This window comes from Dissulfurirhabdus thermomarina (assembly GCF_012979235.1).
GTDB lineage: Bacteria > Desulfobacterota > Dissulfuribacteria > Dissulfuribacterales > Dissulfurirhabdaceae > Dissulfurirhabdus > Dissulfurirhabdus thermomarina.
This window is the reverse complement of the sequence record NZ_JAATWC010000010.1, coordinates 49,704-69,298: the sequence shown is the minus strand read 5'-3', so window position 1 is coordinate 69,298 and position 19,595 is coordinate 49,704. Positions and strand designations below refer to the sequence as shown.

The following is a 19,595-nucleotide window of genomic DNA, read 5'->3' as shown; positions in this document are numbered from 1 at the left end:
GCGCCGGTCACCGGCCCCGGATCCGCCGAAGCGCCCCATCGAGGGCCGCCTCGTAGGCCTTCCCGTAGCGGAAGGGCACCACGGCGATCACCCGCCGGACCGCCGCGTCCGTGACGGCCAGGCGGGGGCTGACCTGGCCGGCCGCCGGGGACCGCAGGGCGTCCCGGACGAGGGACGGCATGCGCCCGAGGTCGCTTCTCGGGTCCACGTGGACCACCACGGCCGCCGGGGAGAGCCGCTCCGCGGCGAGCCGCGCCGCCTGGGCGCAGAGGCCGCATCCGCCCCGGGTGTCCACGAAGAGGAAGGCCAGGGCCTTTCCCTCGCGCCGGGCCTTGGCGCGGGCCGCGGGCAAGTCCGAGAGGGGCACCACTCCGGACGGGAGGGTGAAGGCCGCCGGCGCGGGGCCGGCGGCCAGGAGCCAGAGGACCGCGGCCAAGGCGGCCGCCCTCATGCCTCCCCTCCGCGGCCCTCCGCCGCGCCCTTCCCGGCGGGGCAGGTGGAGAACCCGAAGGGCGCGTAGGCCGGGCACCAGCCCACCAGCGCCGTGAGGAGGGGCACGAGCCCCACGAGGCCCCACCAGCTCCGGAACCACCAGCCGAGCCCCAGGATGACCAATCCCGCCACGGCCCGAAGGCCCCGGTCCACGCCTCCCATGTTCCGTTTCATGTCGCACCTCCCCTTCGTTGCGGGCCCCCCCCGGCCGCCGCGGCGCCCGGCGGGGCCGCCCCCGGAAACCGCTCACGAGACCGGCGCCTCCGCGTCCAGGGCCGCCCGGACCTCCCGGAGGAGGTCGGCCACCCGGTAAGGCTTCTGGAGGAACCGGTAGCCCCGCTCCCGGATGACGGGCCACTGGGAACGGTGGTCACTGTAGCCGCTGCACATCAGGAAGCGCACCCCGGAGCCGGCGAGATCCTCCGCCAGCTGGAGGCCGCTCCGGTCCGGGAGCACCACGTCGCAGAAGACCAGGTCCACCCGGCCGTCCTCACGCCGGAGGATACCCGCGGCCTCCTCGGCCGAGCCCGCGGCCAGCACCCGGTAGCCCGCCTCGGAGAGGACGGCCGCCGCGAGGGCCCGGACCTCGTCCTCGTCCTCCACCACGAGCACGCACTCCCCCCGGCCGGCGGGCGTCTCCCCGTCGGCGGCATGGGCCGGGATCCCGCCGCCCGCCTCGAAGGTGAAGGCCGGGAGGTAGACCTCGAACGCGCTCCCCCGCCCGAGGGTGCTCCGGACGTCGATCCAGCCGCCGTGCTGCCGGACGATCCCGTAGACCACGGAGAGCCCGAGGCCCGTGCCACGCCCCGGCCCCTTGGTGCTGAAGAAGGGCTCGAAGACGTGCTGGAGGGTCTCGGCGTCCATCCCCTCCCCGGTGTCCGCCACCTCGATACACACGTAGGCCCCGGGGGTGGCGGGCCGGTCCTCCTCCACCCCGGGCCCGGGCCGGTAAAAGTGCCGGCGGGTCCGGATTCGGAGCCGGCCGCCCTCCGGCATGGCGTCCCGGGCGTTCACGGCGAGGTTCATGACCACCTGCTCCACCTGCCCGGGGTCCGCCTTGACCCGGTCCAGGTCGGGGGCGAGGTCGGTCTCGAGGGTCACGTCCTCGCCGATGAGGCGGCGGAGCATCTTCTCCATCTCGCGGATCAGGTCGTTGACGTCGATCACCCGGGTCTCCAGCGGCTGGCGCCGGCTGAAGGCCAAGAGCTGCCGGGTGAGCGCCGCGGCCCGGTCCGCGCCGCGCCGGATCTCGAGCACATCCCTCCGGGCCGGGTGGTCCTCCGGAAGCTTGACCAGGGCGAGTTCCGTGTAGCCGCTCAGGGCGGTGAGGATGTTGTTGAAGTCGTGGGCCACCCCGCCGGCGAGCTGGCCCACGGCCTCCATCTTCTGGGCGTGGATCAGCTGCCGCTGGAGCCGGCGGCGGTCATCCTCCGCCGCCTTCCGGGCGGCGATGTTCTGGAAGATCACCACGGCGCCCACGATACCCCCCTCCTCCACGATGGGGGCGCTCACGTAGTGGACCGGGATGGCAGTCCCATCGCGCCGCCAGAAGACCTCGTCGTCGGCGCGGAAGACCACGCCGTCCCGGAGCGAGGCGAAGATGGGGCATTCCTGCCGGGGATAGGCGGTCTCGTCCGCACGGGCGTGGTGCCAGGTCCCGTGGGCGTCGCGCCCCACCAGGTCCTCCACCTCGTACCCCAACATGTGGGCCGCGGCCGGGTTGGCGAAGGTGAGGCGCCCCTCGCGGTCCAGGCCGAGGATCCCCTCCCCCGCGGACTCGAGGATGAGGGAGAGCCGGCGGCTCAGGTTGTGCAGGGCCCGTTCCGCGGCCTGCCGGTCCCCGATGTCCCGGACCACGCCCTGGACGAGCCGCCGGTCGCCGGCCTCGAAGACGCTGGCGGAGACCTCGGCGGGGAAGGTGGTGCCGTCGGCCCGGAGGAACTCGATCTCGAACCGGACGTGGCCGTCCCGGGCGGTCCGCTCGAGCACCTCCCGGGAGGTCTCCAGGGCGGCCGGGGGATGGAGGTCCTTCACGTGCATCCCGCGCAGCCGTTCCGCCGGAAAGCCGGTGAGCTCCAACATCCGCGGGTTCACCTCGAGGATGCGGCCGGCGAGGTCGTGGAGGACGATCCCGTCGTGGGCGTTCTGGAAGAGGCCGCGGTAGCGGGCCTCGCCGACGCGGAGGGCCCGCTCGGCGAACTTCCGTTCCAGGATGGCCTGGGCGTGGACGAGGAAGGCCTCCGCCTCCGCCACGTCCGCCGCCGTGTAGGGCAGGGCCTTGTTGGCGAGTCCGGCCAGGGCCCGGACCCGGCCGTCCCGGACCACGGGCACCACCAGGAGCCGCCGGAGCGGTACGTGCCCCTCCGGGAGCCCCTTCCGGCCCGGGGCCGAGGCGTAGTCGTTCACCACGATCGGCGCCCGGCGCCGCACCGCCTCGGCCCAGAGCCCGGCCCCCTCCACGGGGAGGTCGATGCAGCCCCCGCCGATGCGGCAGTCGCGCATGGCCTGGCGGGACCATGCGTAGGTGGAGAGCCGGGTCTCGTCCTCGTCCACCAGGCCGAAGAACCCGTACCGGCTCCCGGTGGCCTCCAGGAGGTAGGAGAGGGCGTGGTCGGAGATGACCGGGTAGTCTTCGCGGATCAGCTGGACCATCCGGGTGACGGCGGCCAGGCGGCGCCTTTCCCGGCCGAACCGGCGCCCCCAGAAGCCGTAGGCGCCGATCCCCACAAGGCCGGCCGACGCCAGCGCGGGCACCAGGGCCCCGGGGGCCTCGCCCGCCGGGAGGAAGAGGTGGACGGCCCAGACCAGGGCCGCCGCGGCCAGGGCGGCCGCCGGGAGGCGGAGGTCACCGCCCGGTATTGGCAGGCCCGAGAGCTTCATCCGCGACACGGACGGCAGGCGCGGGGCGCCCGCCGCTCCCATGGAATCTTATCGCACGAACCGGGGGACGAAGGCAAGGCGGGCGGCCCCCGGGGAGGCACCGCCCGGGCTCAGTCCTGGATGAAGCCGTCCACCGAGGTGATGGCGGAGAACTCCCGCTCGATCACCTCCGGCTCCCCGGACCGGTAGTGGAGGAAGGTCCGGAAGAAGGCGAGGTCGTCCACGTTGATCCGCTCGAACTCGATGGCCATGCCCGTCTCGTCCACCCGGGCCACCTTCCCCTGGATCCACAGGGAGAGGTTGGTGCTGGAGCCCATGAGCCGCAGCTGGACCTCGCACGGCGTCCCCACGGGCAGCTGGACCTCGGAGTAGAGATAGAGCCCCTTGAGGCTGAGGTCCCGGGTGGGACCCTCGATGGACACCGTGTTCCCCCCGGACTCCGCCTTGAGGGCCGCCGATGCCTGGAACGGGGCCCGTACGTTGCGCCGCCTTTCGATTCCACCTGCCATGTTCGTGCTCCCCCTGGATGGCTGCCGGCCGCGCCCGCCGCGGCCGCCGGCACCCCTACTGTTCTATTGTCGGCATCCGGCGGGAAAACCTTGAAAAGGCGGGGGCGGGAGCGCCGGGGCGGTTCAATCCGGGAGGGGGATCCGCCGCCCGGGACCGGGCCGGTAGAGAAGGATGGTGCGGCCCAGCACCTGGGCCACGGCGGCCCCCAGGCGTTCGCCCAGGACCCGGGCCGCCGTGCGCCGGTCTAGGCCGCATCCCTCCTGCAGCCGGACCTTGACCAGCTCCCGGGCGGCGAGGGCCCGGTCGATCTCGGCCACCACCGCGTCGCCGAGGCCGCCCTTCCCCACCAGGACGGCGGGGCGTAGGGCGTGGCCCAGGGCGCGGAGACGGCGGGCCTGCTTCCCGGTCAGCCGGGGGGCCTGCATGGCGGGACCTCCTGCAGGGGGATTCGGATCGGGCGAGGATAGCACCCTCCGGGCCGGCGGCGCAACCTGGAGACCTCCTGGACAACCGTTCCGGCCTTCGGTATCCTGCCCGGCGGACCCGGTCGGCCCGGCCGGGTGCCGAAGGGGGCGCCGATGCTGGAAGCCGTCCGGGACAACGGCCGTTTCGCCTTCCGGTGCCGCGATTGCGGCGCCGAGTTCGGCGCCGTGCGCCCCGGCGGGCGCTACTGCCCGGAGTGCGGCACGCCCTTCACCTCGACCCGCAGGGCCCTGGTCCCGGTGGACGAGATCCGCTCGGCCCCGCTCTTCGGTGAATTGATCCGGCATATCTTCTTCGAGCAGGAGCCCTGGAGCGGGCACGAGGGAATCTTCGTGCCCCGGAAGGGCGTCCGGATCCTCCCCGGGAGCGCCCCCCTCCGGGCGGAGCTGGCGCGGCTCCTGCGTTCGGCCCTCACCGCCTACTTTACCTCCGACTTCGTGGAGGCCTTCATGGCCCGGGCGGCCTACTTCGCCGCCGGCGACCTCCAGGCGGCGGCCTACTACGCCGAGGGGGAAGGCGGCCTCCTGGCCCGGGCGGGCCAGAGAAGCGCCTTCACCACCGTGCCGCAGCTGCCCGAGACCTGGGCCTGGCTGTAGCCCGGGCCGGGGGGCGACGGCACCGCCGAGGGCAAGGCGCGAAGACTTCGCGGGGCGAGGCGCACCCGGGTACAGCCGCCGTGGCGGGGGCCGCCGGGGCGCCGCGGCCGGCGTCTTTCCACGCCGTCAGGGGAGCGCCGGGGCGGGGGCCGGCAGGGCGGCCAGGGTCACCACCGGCTCGATGCTGGGCATCCGGTCGGCCAGGCGGGCCGGCGGGCGGCGGCCGAGCCGGGCCTCGTAGACCGCCGCGTAGAAGAGGACCCGCTTCACGTAGCGGCGCGTCTCGGTGAAGGGGATGGTCTCCACCCAGAGGTCCGCCTCCACGGGTCCCTCCTCCGGCAGCCACTCCTCGACCCGCGCGGGGCCGGCGTTGTAGGCGGCGGTGGCCAGCACGGGATTCCCCCCGAAGCGGTCCCGGACCATCTCGAGGTAACCGATGCCCAGGCGGATGTTGGTCTCCGCCCGGAAGACCTCGTCCAGGGAACGGAGGGGCAGATCCCGGCGACGCGCCACGAACCGGGCGGTCCCGGGCATGAGCTGCATGAGCCCCAGGGCCCCGGATCGGGACCGGGCCCGGGTGTCGAAGGCGCTCTCCTGGCGCATGAGGGCCAGGGCCCAGGCGGGATCGATGTCGGCCCGGGCGGCCCGGGCGGACACCTCCGGGAGGTAGGCCAGGGGGAACCGGAGGGCGAGGTCGTCCAGGCAGCCGGCACGGCCCAGGGCGGCGATGGCGCGGTCGTACCAGCCCCACGAGTGGGCGAGCCGGGCGGCCTGGAGGAGGTGGTCCCGGTCGAGCCCCCGGACGGCGGCCGCCCATTCGCGCCGCGCCGCCTCCCGCCGCCCCAGGAACAGGAGTTCACGGGCCCGCTGCACGCCGGGCAGTGCCGCCACCTCGGCCGCCACGCCGGGGTCGGCCTCCAGGGGCCGGGTCTCCAGGGCATAGGGCCGCCCGGCGCGGTCGGCGGCGAGGAAGCCGTAGTAGGAGCGGTCACGGGCCAATTCCTCGTAGATCCGCCGGGCGTCCCCCTTCCGGCCCAGGGCGGCGAGCGCCCGGGCCCGCCAGTACCGCCACGCCGGGCGGGACCGCCGTCCCGCCGGGAGCCGCGCCGTCCACTTGAGCACCCCCCGCCAGTCGCGGTCCAGGAGGGAGAGCCGCACGCACCATTCCACGAGGCGCGGATCCTCCAGCCGCGCGGCCAGGGTCTCGAGGTCCCGCCGGTGCGCCGGGTCCCGGTCCGCCGCGAGCGCCAGGGCGATCCCGGTCTCCACCGCCCGCGCCGCCTCCGCCGGGAGACGCCACCGGGCCCGGTTCCGCCGCCAGACGGCCAGGGCGGCGCCCGGGTCCCGCCGGGCGAGGGCCGCGAGCCCGTCCCGGATCACCCACTCCCGGGCGGGGCCCCGCGGCATCCCGGCCACCAGGGCCGCCAGGCGGCCGGGATGGGCACGCGCCTCCTGCCAGGCCGCCACGGCGGCCCGGGCCCCGCGGGAGATGCCACCGGCCAGCTCCAGGGCGAGGTCCCCCCGGCCGGCGGCCATGGCGGTCCGGATGCGGCGCCACTTGACCGCCTCGCCCGGCCCCCCCGCCGCCTCCCAGGCCGCGAAGACGGGGGTGCAGGCCTCCGGCTCGGGAACCGCCGAGGCGTAGATCTCCTCGATGCCGTCCAGGGCCTCTCCGGCACGGCCCGCATGGAGCAGGGCCCGGCGCCGGAGGCAGTCGAGGGAGAGATCCGCGACGCCGGGGTCGTAGGCCCGGAGGAATTCCTCCCACCGTTCCCGCGACGCCAGGGATTCCAGCCAGGCCCGCTGGAGGTCGCCGGCCACCGGGGTGTCGCCGTAGAGGCACAGGAAGACCTTGACCTCCAGGGGCCGGGCCCGATCGAGGCGGGCCCGGAGCCACTGGTAGCGGAGATAAGGAAAGAGGGGGTAGTCGCGGAGACCCTCGAGGTGGCGCCAGTAGGCCGCCTCGTCCCCGGCGGCGAGGGCGGCCTCGGCCGCCAGGAAGGCCTCGCGCTGCGCCTCCCTCATGGGCGGAACGGCGGCGGCCGGCCCCGCCCACGCCCACAGGAGCGCGGCAAGGCCTATGGCGGAGAACATGCGTCGCACGGGGGCTCCTGGGGAGATGTCGGCAAGGGGCGCGCCGGCGGCGCGCCCCTTCCCCGTATTTCATCGGCACGGGCGGCCCGGGCCTTGAGAACGCGCGGGCCGCACCACGCGCCCCCCTCCCACGGGCTCGGAGAAACGCCCCCGTGGTGCACGGTTTCTTGACATCTTTTCTGACCAAAATGCTGGTATTTTCTTTTTTGGGGAAACCATGACTTCCCATGAGTTCTTTTCCTGCCAGTTTGAATTTACAATAACATATTGTTTTTATTTAATTTTTTCTTGACAGGCGCCGATAATGGTGTTAGTTTAAGGCCAAAGCTTAAAGACGGGGCTCATACCACCTACTCAGCAAGGAGGACGCCATGCAGGAAACCATCGCTGCGGCCAGAAGTTGGTACGAAGAAAGCTTTGCCGGTCTCCGGACCCGCCGGTTGCTCTATCCCCTGGTCACCGCTTCCTTCGCCATGGGCTTCATCGCCTTCGGGCTCTTCGCGCTCTGGGTCCTGGCCAGCATCGTGGGCGGCATGGTGGAAGCCGGCGGTCCCCTGGGCTTCATCCACAGCTGGTGGGGTGCCGTGACGGGCGGCTAGTCCGGGTTCGAGCCGGGCGGCGCGCCCGGCCTGTTCGCGAAAGATCCGGGGCCGGCGACAGCCGGCCCCTTTCTCTTGCGCCCGTCATCGCCCGGCTCGATCCAATCCGGGTCCTCCATCGCCGCCGCCTATCCGAGTTGCCGTCCGCGCCCCGATCCGGCTAAATGGAAACATTCGAAAGGAGCGCGGCACGGCGCCATGTGGTTCCAGAAGAAGACACTCACCCGGCTGTCCCGGACCTGCGGCTGAGCGGCCAAGATCGGCCCGACCGTGCTGTCGGACGCCCTGGCCGGCCTCGTGCCGCCCTCGGACCCGGACCTCATCGTCGGCTACGAGACCGCCGACGACGCCGCGGTCTACCGGGTCCGGCCCGACCTTGCCGTGATCAGCACCGCGGACTTCATCACGCCCCCGGTGGACGACCCCTACTGGTTCGGCCAGGTGGCCGCGGCCAACGCCCTCTCCGACGTCTACGCCATGGGGGGGCGCCCCGTCACGGCCCTCAACCTCGTGATGTTCCCCAGCAAGAAGCTGGATCTCGGCCTTCTCCGGGAGATCCTCCGGGGCGGGAACGACAAGGTCCGCGAGGCGGGGGCCTCCCTGGTGGGGGGGCATTCCGTGGACGACCTCGAACCCAAGTACGGCCTGGCCGTCACCGGGCTCGTCCACCCGGACCGGGTGCTCACCAACTGCGGGGCCCGGCCCGGGGACGCCCTGGTCCTCACCAAGTCCCTGGGCTCCGGCGTCCTCTTCAACGCCTGCCGCTCCGGCCGCCTGCCCTGGCCCGAGATGGAGGCCGTCCTCCCGGAACTCGCCTCCCTGAACGGGCCGGCCATGGAGGCGGCCGGCGGCCTCGAGGTCCACGCCTGCACCGATGTCACGGGGTTCGGCCTCCTCGGCCACGCCCTGGAGATGGCCAAGGGCAGCGGCGTCCGCCTGGAGATCTCCTACGCCGCCCTTTCCTTCTACCCCCATGCCCTCGAGATGTACCGGAAGGGGGAGACCACCGGGAGCAACCGCCCCAACCGGGCCCTGGTGGCCGGGGCATGGGAACGCCTGGCCGACCTGGAGGCGGCCCGGGAGGAACTCCTCTTCGACCCCCAGACCTCCGGGGGGCTCCTCTTCGCCCTCCCCGAGGCGGACGCCGAGGCCCTGGTCTCGCGCCTCCGGGCGGCCGGGGTACGGGCGGCCCGGGTGGGCCGGGCCGCCGCCGGCGGGCCGCCCTGGATCCGGGTGCTGCCGTGACCCCGCCGAACCCGTTTGACGATCCGGCCCGCATCCACTATATGATCCTGACGGGCGGCCGCGCGGCGGCCGCCGGCCCGGACACGCCATGAACCATCCACGTCCCGAAGAGACCGGCGAGGACGACATCCCGGACTTCGCCATCCGGGCGGCCGGCGGGCTGCTCTGGAAAGGCCGCCTCTTCAGGCGCCTCGCCGTGATCCGCCGCCATCGCTACGGGGACTGGTGCCTCCCCAAGGGCAAGCTCGACGACGGCGAGACCTTCGCCGAGGCCGCCGCGCGGGAGGTCCGGGAAGAGACGGGGATGCCGGTCCGCCTGGGGGCCTTCGCCGGGGAGATCCGCTACCAGGTGGACGGCCGCCCCAAGGTGGTCCGCTTCTGGCACATGCGGCCGGCCGGGCCCGCCGGGCCCATGGACGACGACGAGGTGGCCGAGGTCCGGTGGCTCCGGCCCAGGAAGGCCCTGGCCCTCCTCGACTACCCCGGGGAACGGCGCCTGGTGGCGCAGGCCCTCGGGCGGCGGCGCCGGTGACGCCGGAGGCCCCGGAAGGCGGCGCACCGGAGGAGGCCGCCTGCACCGCCTGCGGAGCCCGGCTCCCGGTGCGGGAGCTGGTCCTGGACGAGGCCTCGGGGGAGTGGCTCTGCCCCTGGTGCCGGGGGGAGCGCGACACGTGCGGCTGCAGCGACGACGACACCTGACCTTCCGGCGGCGGGCCCCGGCCGTGGCGGCGGCTCTCTGCGCCTGCCTCTTCGCCGCGGCGCCCGCGGCCGCCGGGCGCTACTTCCGGATCGCCGACGGGGCCTGCGGCGTGGTGACCGAGGAGCGGGTCACCCCGTGCAGGGCCTGCAAGTGCTGCAAGAAGTGCCGGAAGTGCCGGAAGGTCGCCATGTACCTCCGCAACGACCACTGCATCGGCCGCTACCGGATCCTCCTCGACGGCAAGGTCCTGGGCGAGGGCGAGACGGACTTCCACGGCCCCCCGAAGACCCTGCCCCTCGGCAACTCACGGGTCACCATCGGCTGCGAGATCCAGGGGGATCTCTCGGTCACCGTCCGCTGAGCCCGGCCGGAGAGCCCCATGCGGCGCACCAAGATCATCGCCACCATCGGCCCGGCGTCCCGGGATGAAGGGATCCTCTCGGCCCTCATCCGGGCCGGGGTGGACGTGGCCCGCCTCAACTTCTCGCACGGCACCCACGACGAGCACCGGGAGGTCATCGCCCGCGTCCGGCGCCTCGCCGCCGAGGCCGGGCGCCCGGTGGCCGTGCTCCAGGACCTCGCCGGCCCCAAGATCCGCACCGGGCCCCTCGCGGCCGGCACCGTCCACCTGGAATCGGGGCGTCCCTTCACCCTCACCAGCCGGGACGTCCCCGGCGACGCGCACGAGGTCTCCCTCACCTGGCCGGAGCTGCCGCGCCAGGTCCGGCCAGGCGACACCCTGCTCCTGAGCGACGGCGCCCTGGAGTTGTCGGTGGACGAGACCACCGAGACGGACATCCGCTGCCGCGTGGTGGTGGGCGGGCCCCTCGGCGCCCACAAGGGGATCAACCTGCCGACCCGATCGCTCCAGGTGCCCGCCCTCACCGGGAAGGACCGGGCGGACCTCGCCTTCGGGCTCCGGGAGGGGGTGGACCTGGTGGCCCTCTCCTTCGTGCGCTCGGCGGCGGAGGTCCGGGAGGCGCGCCGGCTCATGCGGTCCCTCGGCGGGGATCTCCCCCTCATCGCCAAGATCGAAAAACACGAGGCCCTCGGCCGCATCGACGAGATCCTCCAGGAGGTGGACGGACTCATGGTGGCCCGGGGCGACCTCGGGGTGGAGATCCCGGTGGAACGGATCCCCCGTGTCCAGAAGGACCTCATCGCCCGGGCCAACGCCGCCGGCAAACCCGTGATCACCGCCACCCAGATGCTCCGGTCCATGGTGGAGAGCCCGCGGCCCACCCGGGCCGAGGTCACCGACGTGGCCAACGCCATCCTCGACGGCAGCGACGCCGTCATGCTCTCCGAGGAGACCGCCGCCGGGCGGCACCCGGTCCGGGCGGTGGAGACCATGGCCCGGATCGCCGAGGAGGCGGAGGCCACCTTCCCCTACGACACCTGGGCCGCCCGCCTGCCCGGCGGGCGCTTCCTCGACGTCCAGGAGGCCGTGGCCCGGGCCGCCGGCCGCATGGCCGCGGAGGTAGGGGCCTCGGCCATCGCCACCTATACCCAGACCGGGAGCACCACCCGCCTCGTGGCCAAGTACCGGCCCCGCCAGCCCGTGCTCGCGCTCACCCCGAAGGTCGAGACCTACCGCCGGCTGGCCCTCACCTGGGGGGCCTTCCCCGTGCTCGCCGAGGCCGTGGGCGCCGAGGAAGAGATGGAGCGGGAGGCCGTGGCCCGGGCCATGGAGTCCGGGTGGCTCCGCCCGGGCGAGCGGCTGGTGGTCACCGCCGGGCTCCCGCCCGGGATCCCTGGCACCACGAACCTCCTGAAGGTGGCCCAGGCCCCCGGGGCGGAGGCGGCGCCGTGAACCCCGCCGAGGAACGGGTGGCGATCGTGGACGGGGCCAACCGGGTGGTGGGTGCCCTGCCGCGCCGGCGCATGCGGGAACGGGCCCTCCCCCACCGGGCGGCCTACGTCTTCGTCTTCGACGGCGCGGGCCGCCTCTTCGTCCACCGGCGCACCCGGACGAAGGACGTCTACCCCGGCTGCCACGACGTGGCGGCCGGCGGCGTGGTGCTCGAGGGCGAGACCTACGAGGCGGCCGCGGCGCGGGAGCTCGCCGAGGAACTCGGCATCCGGGGCGTGGCCCTGGACCGCCGCTTCGACTTCGAGCACCGGGAGGCCGGCAACCACGTCTTCGGCCGGGTCTTCACCTGCGTCCACGACGGGCCGGTGGTCCTCCAGCCGGAAGAAGTCGAAAGCGGCGCCTTCATGGAGATCCCAGAGGTCCTGGCCATGGCGGCCCGCGGCGAGCCCTTCACCCCGGACGGGCTCGCCGCCCTCCGACGCCTCCTGGCGGAGGCCGGCGAAGGGCCCGGCCCGGGGCACGACGGGTAGGCCCGTGGGCTACCGGAACCTCGCCGAGTGCATCCACGACCTCGAGGCCCGGGGCGACCTCGTCCGGGTGCGGGAGCCGGTGGACCCGGATCTCGAGGCGGCGGCCATCCAGCGCCGCGTCTTCCGGGCGGGGGGGCCCGCCCTCCTCTTCACCCGGGTCAAGGGCTGCCGCTTCCCCCTGCTCGCCAACCTGTTCGGCACCATGGAACGCACCCGGTACCTCTTCCGGGACACCCTGGAGGACCTGGAACGGGCGGCGGCGCTCCTGGCCCGGCCCGCCGAGGCCCTCCGGTCCCCGGGGCGGGCCCTTTCGCTCCTGCCGGCCGCCCTCCGCATGTGGCCCCGGATCGTCCCGAACGGCCCCGTGCTGGCCCACCGGGCCGGCCTCCTGGACCTCCCCCGCCTCCGGTGCTGGCCGGGGGACGGCGGCGCCTTCGTCACCCTGCCCCAGGTCTACTCCGAAAGCCCCGCCCGCCCGGGCCTCAGGGGCTCCAACCTCGGCATGTACCGCATCCAGATCACCGGCGGGCGCTACCGGCCGGGCCTGGAGGCGGGCCTCCACTACCAGATCCACCGCGGCATCGGCGTCCACCACGCCGAGGCCCTGGAGCGGGGGGTCCCCCTCCGGGTCAACGTCTTCGTCGGCGGCCCGCCGTGCCTCGCCGTGGCCGCGGTGATGCCGCTTCCGGAGGGGGTCCCCGAAATCGCCTTCGCCGGGCTCCTCGGCGGCCGGCGGCTCCGCCTCGTCCGGCGCCCCGGGGAACTTCCGGTGCCCGCCGAGGCCGACTTCTGCATCAGCGGCACCGTGGAACCCGGGCGCACCCTGCCCGAGGGCCCCTTCGGAGACCACCTCGGCTACTACAGCCTGGTGCACGAGTTCCCGGTGCTCCGGGTGGAACGGGTCACCCACCGCCCGGGGGCCGTCTGGCCCTTCACCACGGTGGGCCGGCCGCCCCAGGAGGACACCCACCTCGGCGCCCTCGTGCACGAGCTGACCGCCCCCGCCATCCCCCGGGTCATCCCCGGGGTGAAGGCCGTCCACGCCGTGGACGCCGCCGGTGTGCACCCCCTCCTCCTCGCCGTGGGCAGCGAGCGCTACGTCCCCTACGCCGAACGCCGGGGGCCCATGGAGATCCTCACCCAGGCCAACGCCATCCTCGGGACGGGCCAGCTCTCCCTGGCCAAGTTCCTCCTCATCGCCGCCCGGGAGGACGACCCGGACCTCGACCCCCGGGACGTGGCCGCCTTCTTCCGCCACGTGCTCGAGCGGGTGGACTGGCGCCGGGACCTCCACTTTCAGACCCGGACCACCGTGGACACCCTGGACTACACCGGGACCGGCCTCCACCGGGGTTCCAAGGTGGTGATCGCCGCCGCGGGGCCCAAGCGCCGCAAGCTGCCGGAGGCGGTCCCGGCGCGGCTGCCGCTCCCGGTGGGCTTCCGGTCCCCGGCCGCCTGCCTTCCGGGGGTGGCGGCGGTCACGGGCCCGCCGTGCCGCCACTGGCGCCCGGGCCGCGACCCGGAGATGGAGCGGCTCGCCGCGGCGCTCGCCGCCGGGCACCCGCTCCGCTCCTTCGCCCTGGTGGTGGTGGCGGACGACTCGGCGGCCGCGGCCCGCTCCCTGGACGACTTCCTCTGGACCACCTTCACCCGGGCGGACCCTGCCGGCGACGTCTACGGCGCCGGCGCCTTCACCCGGGCCAAGCACTGGGGCTGCGAGGGGCCGCTCGTCATCGACGCCCGGCGCAAGCCCCACCACGCCCCGCCGCTGGAGGAAGACCCGGCGGTCATCCGGCGCATCGAGGCCCTGGCGGCCCCGGGCCGGTCCCTCCACGGGATCCTCGACGTGGAGGCGTGACGCTCCGCCCCGCCCGGTGTAGATTCCGGGGCGCGTCATGATGGATCGCCCCGAACCGAACCCGGCTCCGCCCGCCGGCCAGGACCCCGCCGACGTCCACCGGGTCCGCCTCGGCCGGCGGGAGATCGTGCTGATCGGCACGGCCCACGTCTCCCGGTCGTCGGTGGATCTCGTCCGCCGCACCCTCGAGGCCGAGCGCCCGGACGCTGTGTGCGTGGAGCTCGATCCCCGCCGGTACCGGGCCATGTCACAGCGGGAGTGGTGGACGGCCCTGGACCTCAAGGCCGTCATCCGGCAGCGCCAGCTGGCGACCCTCGTCGCCAACCTGGCCCTGGCCGCCTACCAGCGCCGCATCGGCCACCGCCTCGGCGTCCCGCCCGGGACGGAATTCCTCGAGGCCGCCCGCTGGGCCGAGGCGGCCGGGGCCGAGGTGGTGCTCGCCGACCGGGACGTCCGGATCACGTTGAAGCGGGCCTGGCGCCGGACCCCCGTCCTCCGGAGGCTCACCCTCGCCGCCTCGCTCGCCGCCGGGCTCTTCGAGCGCGTGGATCTCACCCCCGAGCGGGTGGAGGAACTCAAGCGGTCCGACGTCCTGAACGGGCTCATCCGCGAGCTCGGCGAGACCCTCCCCTCCCTCAAGGAGGTGCTCATCGACGAACGGGACGCCTACATCGCCGAGAGGATCCGCCGGGCGCCGGGCGGCCGCGTGGCGGCCGTGGTGGGGGCCGGACACGTGGCGGGGATCCGCCGCCGCCTCATCGAGGGGCGGGGTGCGGACCTCGCGGCCTTGGAGGAGGTGCCGCCTCCGTCCCCCGCGGCCCGGGCCGCGGCATGGGGGGTGCCGGGGCTCATCCTCGCCCTTCTCGCCGCCGTGGCCGTCCGCAAGGGCGCGGCGGCCGCCGGGGACGACCTCGTCTACTGGGTCCTCGCCAACGGGATCCCCAGCGCCGCCGGGGCCCTCCTGGCCCTCGCCCACCCGGCCACCCTGGCCGCCGCCTTCCTGGCGGCGCCCGTCACCAGCCTCACCCCCGTGATCGGCGCCGGGTACGTCACCGCCCTGGTCCAGGCCTACGTCCGCCCGCCTCTGGTGGCCGACTTCGAGCGGGCCGGCGCCGACATCACCCGCCCGACGGCCTGGTGGCGCAACCGCCTCCTCCGGGTCTTCCTCTCCTTCGTGCTCCCGAGCATCGGCAGCCTGGTGGGCACGTGGCTCGGGGGCTACCGCCTCGTCCACACCCTCTTCCTGCGGCCGTAGCCGCCGGGATGACGCCGCCCCGGGGCATTTACCCTCGCCGGGGGCGACGCCGATGAGGTGAAGGGGACCGGGAACGCCGCGGCGGCCCCCGCCCCGTTGCCAAACCGGCACCGACCGGATAGTGTGAGGGAAAATTCCCCACCGGTTGGGCAGATACACGGATATCCATCCCTTGTTCGAAAAGCTCCACGCCCACAGGCAAGCCCGGGCCGCCACGCCCCGGTGCCTCCGTCTCCTGCCCCTCCTGGTCCTGGCGGCCGCCCTCCTGGCCGCGGTCCCGCGGGCGGCCCCGGCCTTCTCCGGCTTCGACTTCGAGGCCAACCGTGCCCGCCTCCTCGGGCTCCTCGTCCGGACCCAGCTCGAGAGCCACCACTTCAGCCACAAGCGGATCGACGACGAGCTCTCGCGGCACGCCTTCGCCCTCTACCTGAAGACCCTGGACTTCCAGAAGCGCTTCCTGCTCCAGGACGACGTGACGCGGCTTCGGGCCTTCGAGACCGACATCGACCAGGAACTGGCCGGTCGCAGCATGCCCCTCGTGGATCTGAGCGCCTCCCTCATGAAGGCCCGGGTGAAGGAGGTCCGGGAGATGGTCCGCGGCCTCCTGGCCGCGGACTTCCCCCTCTCGTCCCGGGAGACCCTCGAGACCGACCCGGAGAAGCTCGATTTCTGCCGCTCCCGGAAGGAGCTGAACCAGCGCTGGCGCCGGATCCTCCACTACCAGGTGGCGTTGCGCTACCTCGACCTCCTCGACATGGCCCGGACGGAGGCCGGCGCCCCCGGGGCGAAGGACGCCGCCCCGCCGGCCGAGGACCCGGCCCTTCGTGCCAAGGCGCGCGAGAAGGTCCGCGCGGCCTACGAGCAGTTCTTCGACCGGCTGCTCAAGGAGAAGGAACGCGACTACTACGACCGGCTCTTCGACGCGGTGGCCCGGGCCTTCGACCCGCACACGAACTACCTCGCCCCCCTCCAGAAGGAAGACTTCGACATCAGCATGAAGGGCTCCCTGGAGGGGATCGGCGCCCTCCTCCGGGAGGAGGACGGCTACGTCAAGGTGGTGCGGGTCATCCCCGGCGGGGCGGCCTACCGCCAGGGCGAGCTCGAGCCCGAGGACGCCATCCTCAAGGTGGGAGAGGCCGGCGCCGAACCCGTGGAGATCACCGGCATGCGGCTCCGGGACGCGGTGGAGCTCATCCGCGGCCGGAAGGGTTCCGAGGTCCGGCTCACGGTCCGCAAGCCGGACGGCACCATCAAGGTCATCCCCATCGTCCGGGACGTGGTCCAGATCGAGGAGACCTTCGTGAAGGACATGGTCCTCGGACCGGCGGACCGCCCGGTGGGCTACCTCCGGATCCCCTCCTTCTACCGGGATTTCCAGGCCATCAACAACGGCGGCAAGGGCCGCAGCTCCACCGACGACGTGCGAAAGGCCCTCAAGGCCCTCGAGGCCCGGCACATCCGGGGCCTGGTCCTGGACATCCGCAACAACGGGGGCGGTTCCCTGGTGGACGCCGTGGACATCACCGGCCTCTTCATTCCCTCCGGCCCGGTGGTGCAGGTCAAGAACAGCGACGGGAGCGTCCAGGTCCTCGCCGACGACGACCCCGCCGTGGTCTACGACGGCCCGGTGGTGGTCCTGGTCAACCAGTTCAGCGCCTCGGCCTCCGAGATCCTCGCGGCGGCCCTCCAGGACTACGGCCGCGCGGTGATCATGGGAGGGGAACACACCCACGGCAAGGGCACCGTCCAGGCCATGGTGGACATGGACTACATGGTCCGCAACGGTCGTTTCGCCAAGTACAAGCCCCTGGGCGCCCTCATGATCACCATACAGAAGTTCTACCGGGTGACCGGGGAGACCACCCAGTTCAAGGGGGTGGTGCCGGACATCGTCCTGCCCGACCGGCTCAACGCCCTCAAGACCGGGGAGCGCTACCTCGACTTCGCCCTCCCCTGGGACACGGTGCCGCCCGTGGCCTTCACACCGTGGCCGGGGCCGATCCGCGGGCGCCTGGCGGCGGTGAAGGCGGCCAGCGCCCGCCGCGTGGCCACCGACCCGGCCTTCGCCGAGATCCGGCGGGCCATGGAGGAAAGCGCCCAGCGGCAGGCCGACACGCGCCGGTCCCTGGACCTGGCCGCCATCCGGGCCGCCCTCGCCAGCGACCGCGCCCGCAGCCGCACCGCGCCGCACCAGGCCGCCCCCTTCGACGACGCCCTGCCGCCGCCCGAGGCGGACGACAACGCCACCGGCCCCGACGCCTGGCGGAAGGCCGTCCGCGAAGACCCCGTGGTCCGGGAGGCCATCCAGGTCCTGGCGGACCTCGGCGGCCCCGCCTCGGCCCGCAAGGCCCCTTCAGCCGCCGGGTCCCTCCTCCCCGCCCGGGAGCAGGCTCCCCGGCACCACCACGTCCCCGCCGTAGCGCTCCCGCAGCCGGTCCAGGGCCCGGTTGAGCGCCTCCCGTGACGCCGCAGCCCCCGGCCCCCCGAAGAGAGAGAGTTGGCGCCACGCCCCCTCCGGTCCGAACCCGGTGACGGTGAGCCCCAAAAGCCGCACCGGCCGCTCCGGCGGCACCCGGCCCAGGAGCTCCAGGCCGGCATGGAAGACGGCCCCGTCGTCGTCCACCGGGGCCGGCAGGGTGACGGAGCGGGTCACCGTGGAAAAATCCCCGAAGCGGACCTTGAGCACCACGGTCCGGCCCGCCAGGCCGCGCCGGCGGAGCCGGCGGCCCACCTCCCCCGCCAGCCGGAGGAGCACCGGCCGGAGGGCCGCCTCTCCCCGGAGATCCCGGGGGAAGGTCTCCTCCCGGCCCACGGACTTCGGCGGCCCCGGCGGCGCCACCGGCGAGGCGTCCCGCCCGCGGGCCCGGAGGTAGAGCCGGTGCCCCGCCGCCCCGAACCGGCGCACCAGGCCCTCCCGGTCCAAGGCCCGGAGGTCCCGGACGGTCCGGACCCCCATCCGCCCGAGGACCCGCCGGGTCACCTCGCCCACCCCCCAGATCCGTCCCACGGGCAGGGGGTCCAGGAATTCCTGCTCCCGGCCGGGCGGCACCACCACGAGCCCGTCGGGTTTGCCGAGGTCGGAGGCGATCTTCGCCAGGAGCTTGTTCGGGGCGACCCCGGCCGAGACCGTGAGGCCGGTCTCCCCGCGGACGCGGCGGCGGATCTCGGCGGCGGCCGCCGCCGGCGGCCCGTGGAGCGCCTCCGTGCCGGTGAGATCCAGGAAGGCCTCGTCGATGGAGACCGGCTCCACCAGGGGGGTGAAGGAACGGAAGATCTCGAAGACGGCCCGGGAGACCTCCCGGTAGCGGGCCGCTCGGGGCGGCAGGACCACGGCCCCCGGGCAGAGGCGCCGGGCGCGGGTCATGGGCATGGCCGAGTGGACGCCGTGGCGGCGCGCCTCGTAGGAGGCGGCGGCCACCACCCCCCGGGGCCCGGTCCCGCCCACGATCACCGGGCGCCCGCGGAGCTCCGGGCGGTCGAGCGCCTCCACGGACGCGAAGAAGGCGTCCATGTCGAGGTGCACGATGCACCGGAGTTCCCTGTCTCGGCCGCCGTCCATGGCACCTCCCCGCGGGGCGCGCGGCGGTCCCGGCCCTCCCCGGGCCGCGGGCACCCTTCCCATGATACCCCACCCCCGCGCCGCCGCGGAGCCCCCCCGTCCCGCGCCGCGGCCTGGATGCTGGCGCTCTGCCTCCTCCTGCCCGCCGCCCCGGCCGGGGCGGCCTCCCTGGCCGGCCTGGTGGGGGAGCGGCTCGAGTACCGGATCCGGTGGGGCCTCGTCCCGGCGGCCAGGGCCGAGCTCGAGGTGGCCCCGGGCCCGCCGGGGACCGTGGTCTTCCGGGCCCGGGCCCGGACCCTGGCCTACCTCGACGCGGTCTTCCCGGTGCGGGACCTCGTGGAGACCACCGTGGACCTCGCCACCGGCCGCCCCCTCCTCTACTCGAAGTTCGTCCGGGAGGGATGGCGCCGCCGCCCCCCCGTGGAGGTCCACTTCGACCCCGCGGCCGGCCTCGCCCGCCGCTACCAGGGAGAACGGCTCGCCCGGATCGTCCCCGTCCCGCCCGGCGTGCAGGATCCCCTCTCCTGCTTCCTCGCCTACCGCACCCGGCCCGAGGCCACGGAGGGCAACTTCACCCTGGCCGTCACCGACGGCAAGCGGGTGGTGACCGGCGTCGCCGTGGTCCACCGGCGGGAACGGGTGGAGACGCCCGCCGGCCGGTTCGACGCCATCCTGGTGGAACCCCGGATGGAGGGCATCGGCGGCGTCTTCCGCAAGAGCCCGGGGGCGCGGCTCTGGGTCTGGCTCACGGACGACGACCGGCGTCTCCCCGTCAAGGTGGAGACCGAGGTGATCGTGGGCCGCTTCACCGCGGAGCTGACGGCCATCCACGCCCCCCCGGGGACGGGGCCGGCGACCGGGACGAAGGGCAGAAGACCGGCACGATGACGGCCGGGCCGATGGGCCCGCACCCCCACCGGGGCCCCGGCTTCACATCCCGCCGTGCAGATTCGGGCCCGGAGAACCCCTCCACGCGAAACG

The 19,595-nt window shown here is 74.3% G+C and carries 19 protein-coding genes; 12 read left to right on the top strand and 7 right to left on the bottom strand.

What is annotated here, in order from left to right:
* Positions 1 to 7 precede the first annotated feature (7 nt).
* From HCU62_RS10465 to yhbY, 5 genes are all read right to left on the bottom strand, one after another.
* Positions 8 to 451: a hypothetical protein gene (locus HCU62_RS10465; RefSeq protein WP_163297813.1), complete on the bottom strand. Its 444-nt coding sequence runs from the start codon at positions 449 to 451 to the stop codon at positions 8 to 10.
* Positions 448 to 666, bottom strand: a complete 219-nt coding sequence (locus HCU62_RS10460) for a YgaP family membrane protein (RefSeq protein ID WP_163297812.1) — start codon at positions 664 to 666, stop codon at positions 448 to 450. Before HCU62_RS10460 ends, HCU62_RS10465 begins: the two co-directional genes overlap by 4 nt.
* A 72-nt stretch (positions 667 to 738) precedes the next feature.
* Positions 739 to 3,372, bottom strand: coding sequence for a PAS domain S-box protein (locus HCU62_RS10455; protein ID WP_163297811.1), 2,634 nt, complete (start codon positions 3,370 to 3,372; stop codon positions 739 to 741).
* Positions 3,373 to 3,482: 110 nt separating this feature from the next.
* Positions 3,483 to 3,881 (bottom strand): PilZ domain-containing protein, encoded by a 399-nt coding sequence (locus tag HCU62_RS10450; RefSeq protein WP_163297810.1) that lies wholly within the window; start codon positions 3,879 to 3,881, stop codon positions 3,483 to 3,485.
* Positions 3,882 to 4,004: 123 nt separating this feature from the next.
* Entirely contained in the window at positions 4,005 to 4,307 is a 303-nt protein-coding gene (gene yhbY, locus HCU62_RS10445; protein ID WP_163297809.1) for a ribosome assembly RNA-binding protein YhbY, read from the bottom strand.
* Between the two features lie 153 nt (positions 4,308 to 4,460).
* On the opposite strand from yhbY, the gene HCU62_RS10440 reads away from it, so the two are divergent.
* Positions 4,461 to 4,961: a hypothetical protein gene (locus HCU62_RS10440; protein ID WP_163297808.1), complete on the top strand. Its 501-nt coding sequence runs from the start codon at positions 4,461 to 4,463 to the stop codon at positions 4,959 to 4,961.
* A 126-nt stretch (positions 4,962 to 5,087) separates the two neighbouring features.
* Here the strand turns inward: HCU62_RS10440 and HCU62_RS10435 are convergent, their stop codons facing one another.
* Complete coding sequence (locus HCU62_RS10435; protein WP_169755610.1) at positions 5,088 to 7,055, bottom strand: transglycosylase SLT domain-containing protein; 1,968 nt, start codon at positions 7,053 to 7,055, stop codon at positions 5,088 to 5,090.
* 371 nt (positions 7,056 to 7,426) lie between these two features.
* Here HCU62_RS10435 and HCU62_RS10430 point away from each other — a divergent pair, with 371 nt between their 5' ends.
* From HCU62_RS10430 to HCU62_RS10385, 10 genes are all read left to right on the top strand, one after another.
* Positions 7,427 to 7,654 carry a hypothetical protein gene (locus tag HCU62_RS10430; protein WP_163297806.1) on the top strand — a complete coding sequence of 76 codons (228 nt, stop codon included), beginning with the start codon at positions 7,427 to 7,429 and terminating at the stop codon, positions 7,652 to 7,654.
* A 198-nt stretch (positions 7,655 to 7,852) separates the two neighbouring features.
* Entirely contained in the window at positions 7,853 to 8,899 is a 1,047-nt protein-coding gene (gene selD / locus HCU62_RS10425; protein ID WP_374001931.1) for a selenide, water dikinase SelD, read from the top strand.
* 88 nt (positions 8,900 to 8,987) lie between these two features.
* Positions 8,988 to 9,431, top strand: a complete 444-nt coding sequence (locus HCU62_RS10420; RefSeq protein WP_163297805.1) for an NUDIX hydrolase — start codon at positions 8,988 to 8,990, stop codon at positions 9,429 to 9,431.
* Positions 9,428 to 9,598, top strand: coding sequence for a hypothetical protein (locus tag HCU62_RS10415; RefSeq protein ID WP_163297804.1), 171 nt, complete (start codon positions 9,428 to 9,430; stop codon positions 9,596 to 9,598). The genes HCU62_RS10420 and HCU62_RS10415 overlap by 4 nt, the downstream gene beginning before the upstream one ends.
* Entirely contained in the window at positions 9,571 to 9,960 is a 390-nt protein-coding gene (locus tag HCU62_RS10410) for a hypothetical protein (protein ID WP_163297803.1), read from the top strand. Before HCU62_RS10415 ends, HCU62_RS10410 begins: the two co-directional genes overlap by 28 nt.
* Positions 9,961 to 9,978: 18 nt before the next feature.
* Positions 9,979 to 11,412: a pyruvate kinase gene (gene pyk / locus HCU62_RS10405; protein ID WP_163297802.1), complete on the top strand. Its 1,434-nt coding sequence runs from the start codon at positions 9,979 to 9,981 to the stop codon at positions 11,410 to 11,412.
* Positions 11,409 to 11,942: an NUDIX hydrolase gene (locus HCU62_RS10400; protein ID WP_309474762.1), complete on the top strand. Its 534-nt coding sequence runs from the start codon at positions 11,409 to 11,411 to the stop codon at positions 11,940 to 11,942. Before pyk ends, HCU62_RS10400 begins: the two co-directional genes overlap by 4 nt.
* Before the next feature lie 4 nt (positions 11,943 to 11,946).
* Positions 11,947 to 13,800, top strand: a complete 1,854-nt coding sequence (locus HCU62_RS10395; protein WP_163297801.1) for a UbiD family decarboxylase — start codon at positions 11,947 to 11,949, stop codon at positions 13,798 to 13,800.
* Positions 13,801 to 13,840: 40 nt separating this feature from the next.
* The gene (locus HCU62_RS10390; protein ID WP_163297822.1) at positions 13,841 to 15,055 is read left to right on the top strand and encodes a TraB/GumN family protein; all 1,215 of its coding nucleotides are present in this window, start codon (positions 13,841 to 13,843) and stop codon (positions 15,053 to 15,055) included.
* Between the two features lie 172 nt (positions 15,056 to 15,227).
* A complete protein-coding gene (locus HCU62_RS10385; RefSeq protein ID WP_163297800.1) occupies positions 15,228 to 17,519 on the top strand; it encodes a carboxy terminal-processing peptidase in 2,292 nt (763 codons plus the stop codon).
* On the opposite strand, the gene HCU62_RS10380 is transcribed toward HCU62_RS10385, so the two are convergent.
* Positions 17,409 to 18,614 (bottom strand): DNA polymerase IV, encoded by a 1,206-nt coding sequence (locus HCU62_RS10380; protein WP_163297799.1) that lies wholly within the window; start codon positions 18,612 to 18,614, stop codon positions 17,409 to 17,411. The two genes, HCU62_RS10385 and HCU62_RS10380, sit on opposite strands and share 111 nt — an antisense overlap.
* Before the next feature lie 117 nt (positions 18,615 to 18,731).
* On the opposite strand from HCU62_RS10380, the gene HCU62_RS10375 reads away from it, so the two are divergent.
* Positions 18,732 to 19,502 carry a DUF3108 domain-containing protein gene (locus HCU62_RS10375; protein ID WP_169755609.1) on the top strand — a complete coding sequence of 257 codons (771 nt, stop codon included), beginning with the start codon at positions 18,732 to 18,734 and terminating at the stop codon, positions 19,500 to 19,502.
* Positions 19,503 to 19,595: the final 93 nt, after the last annotated feature.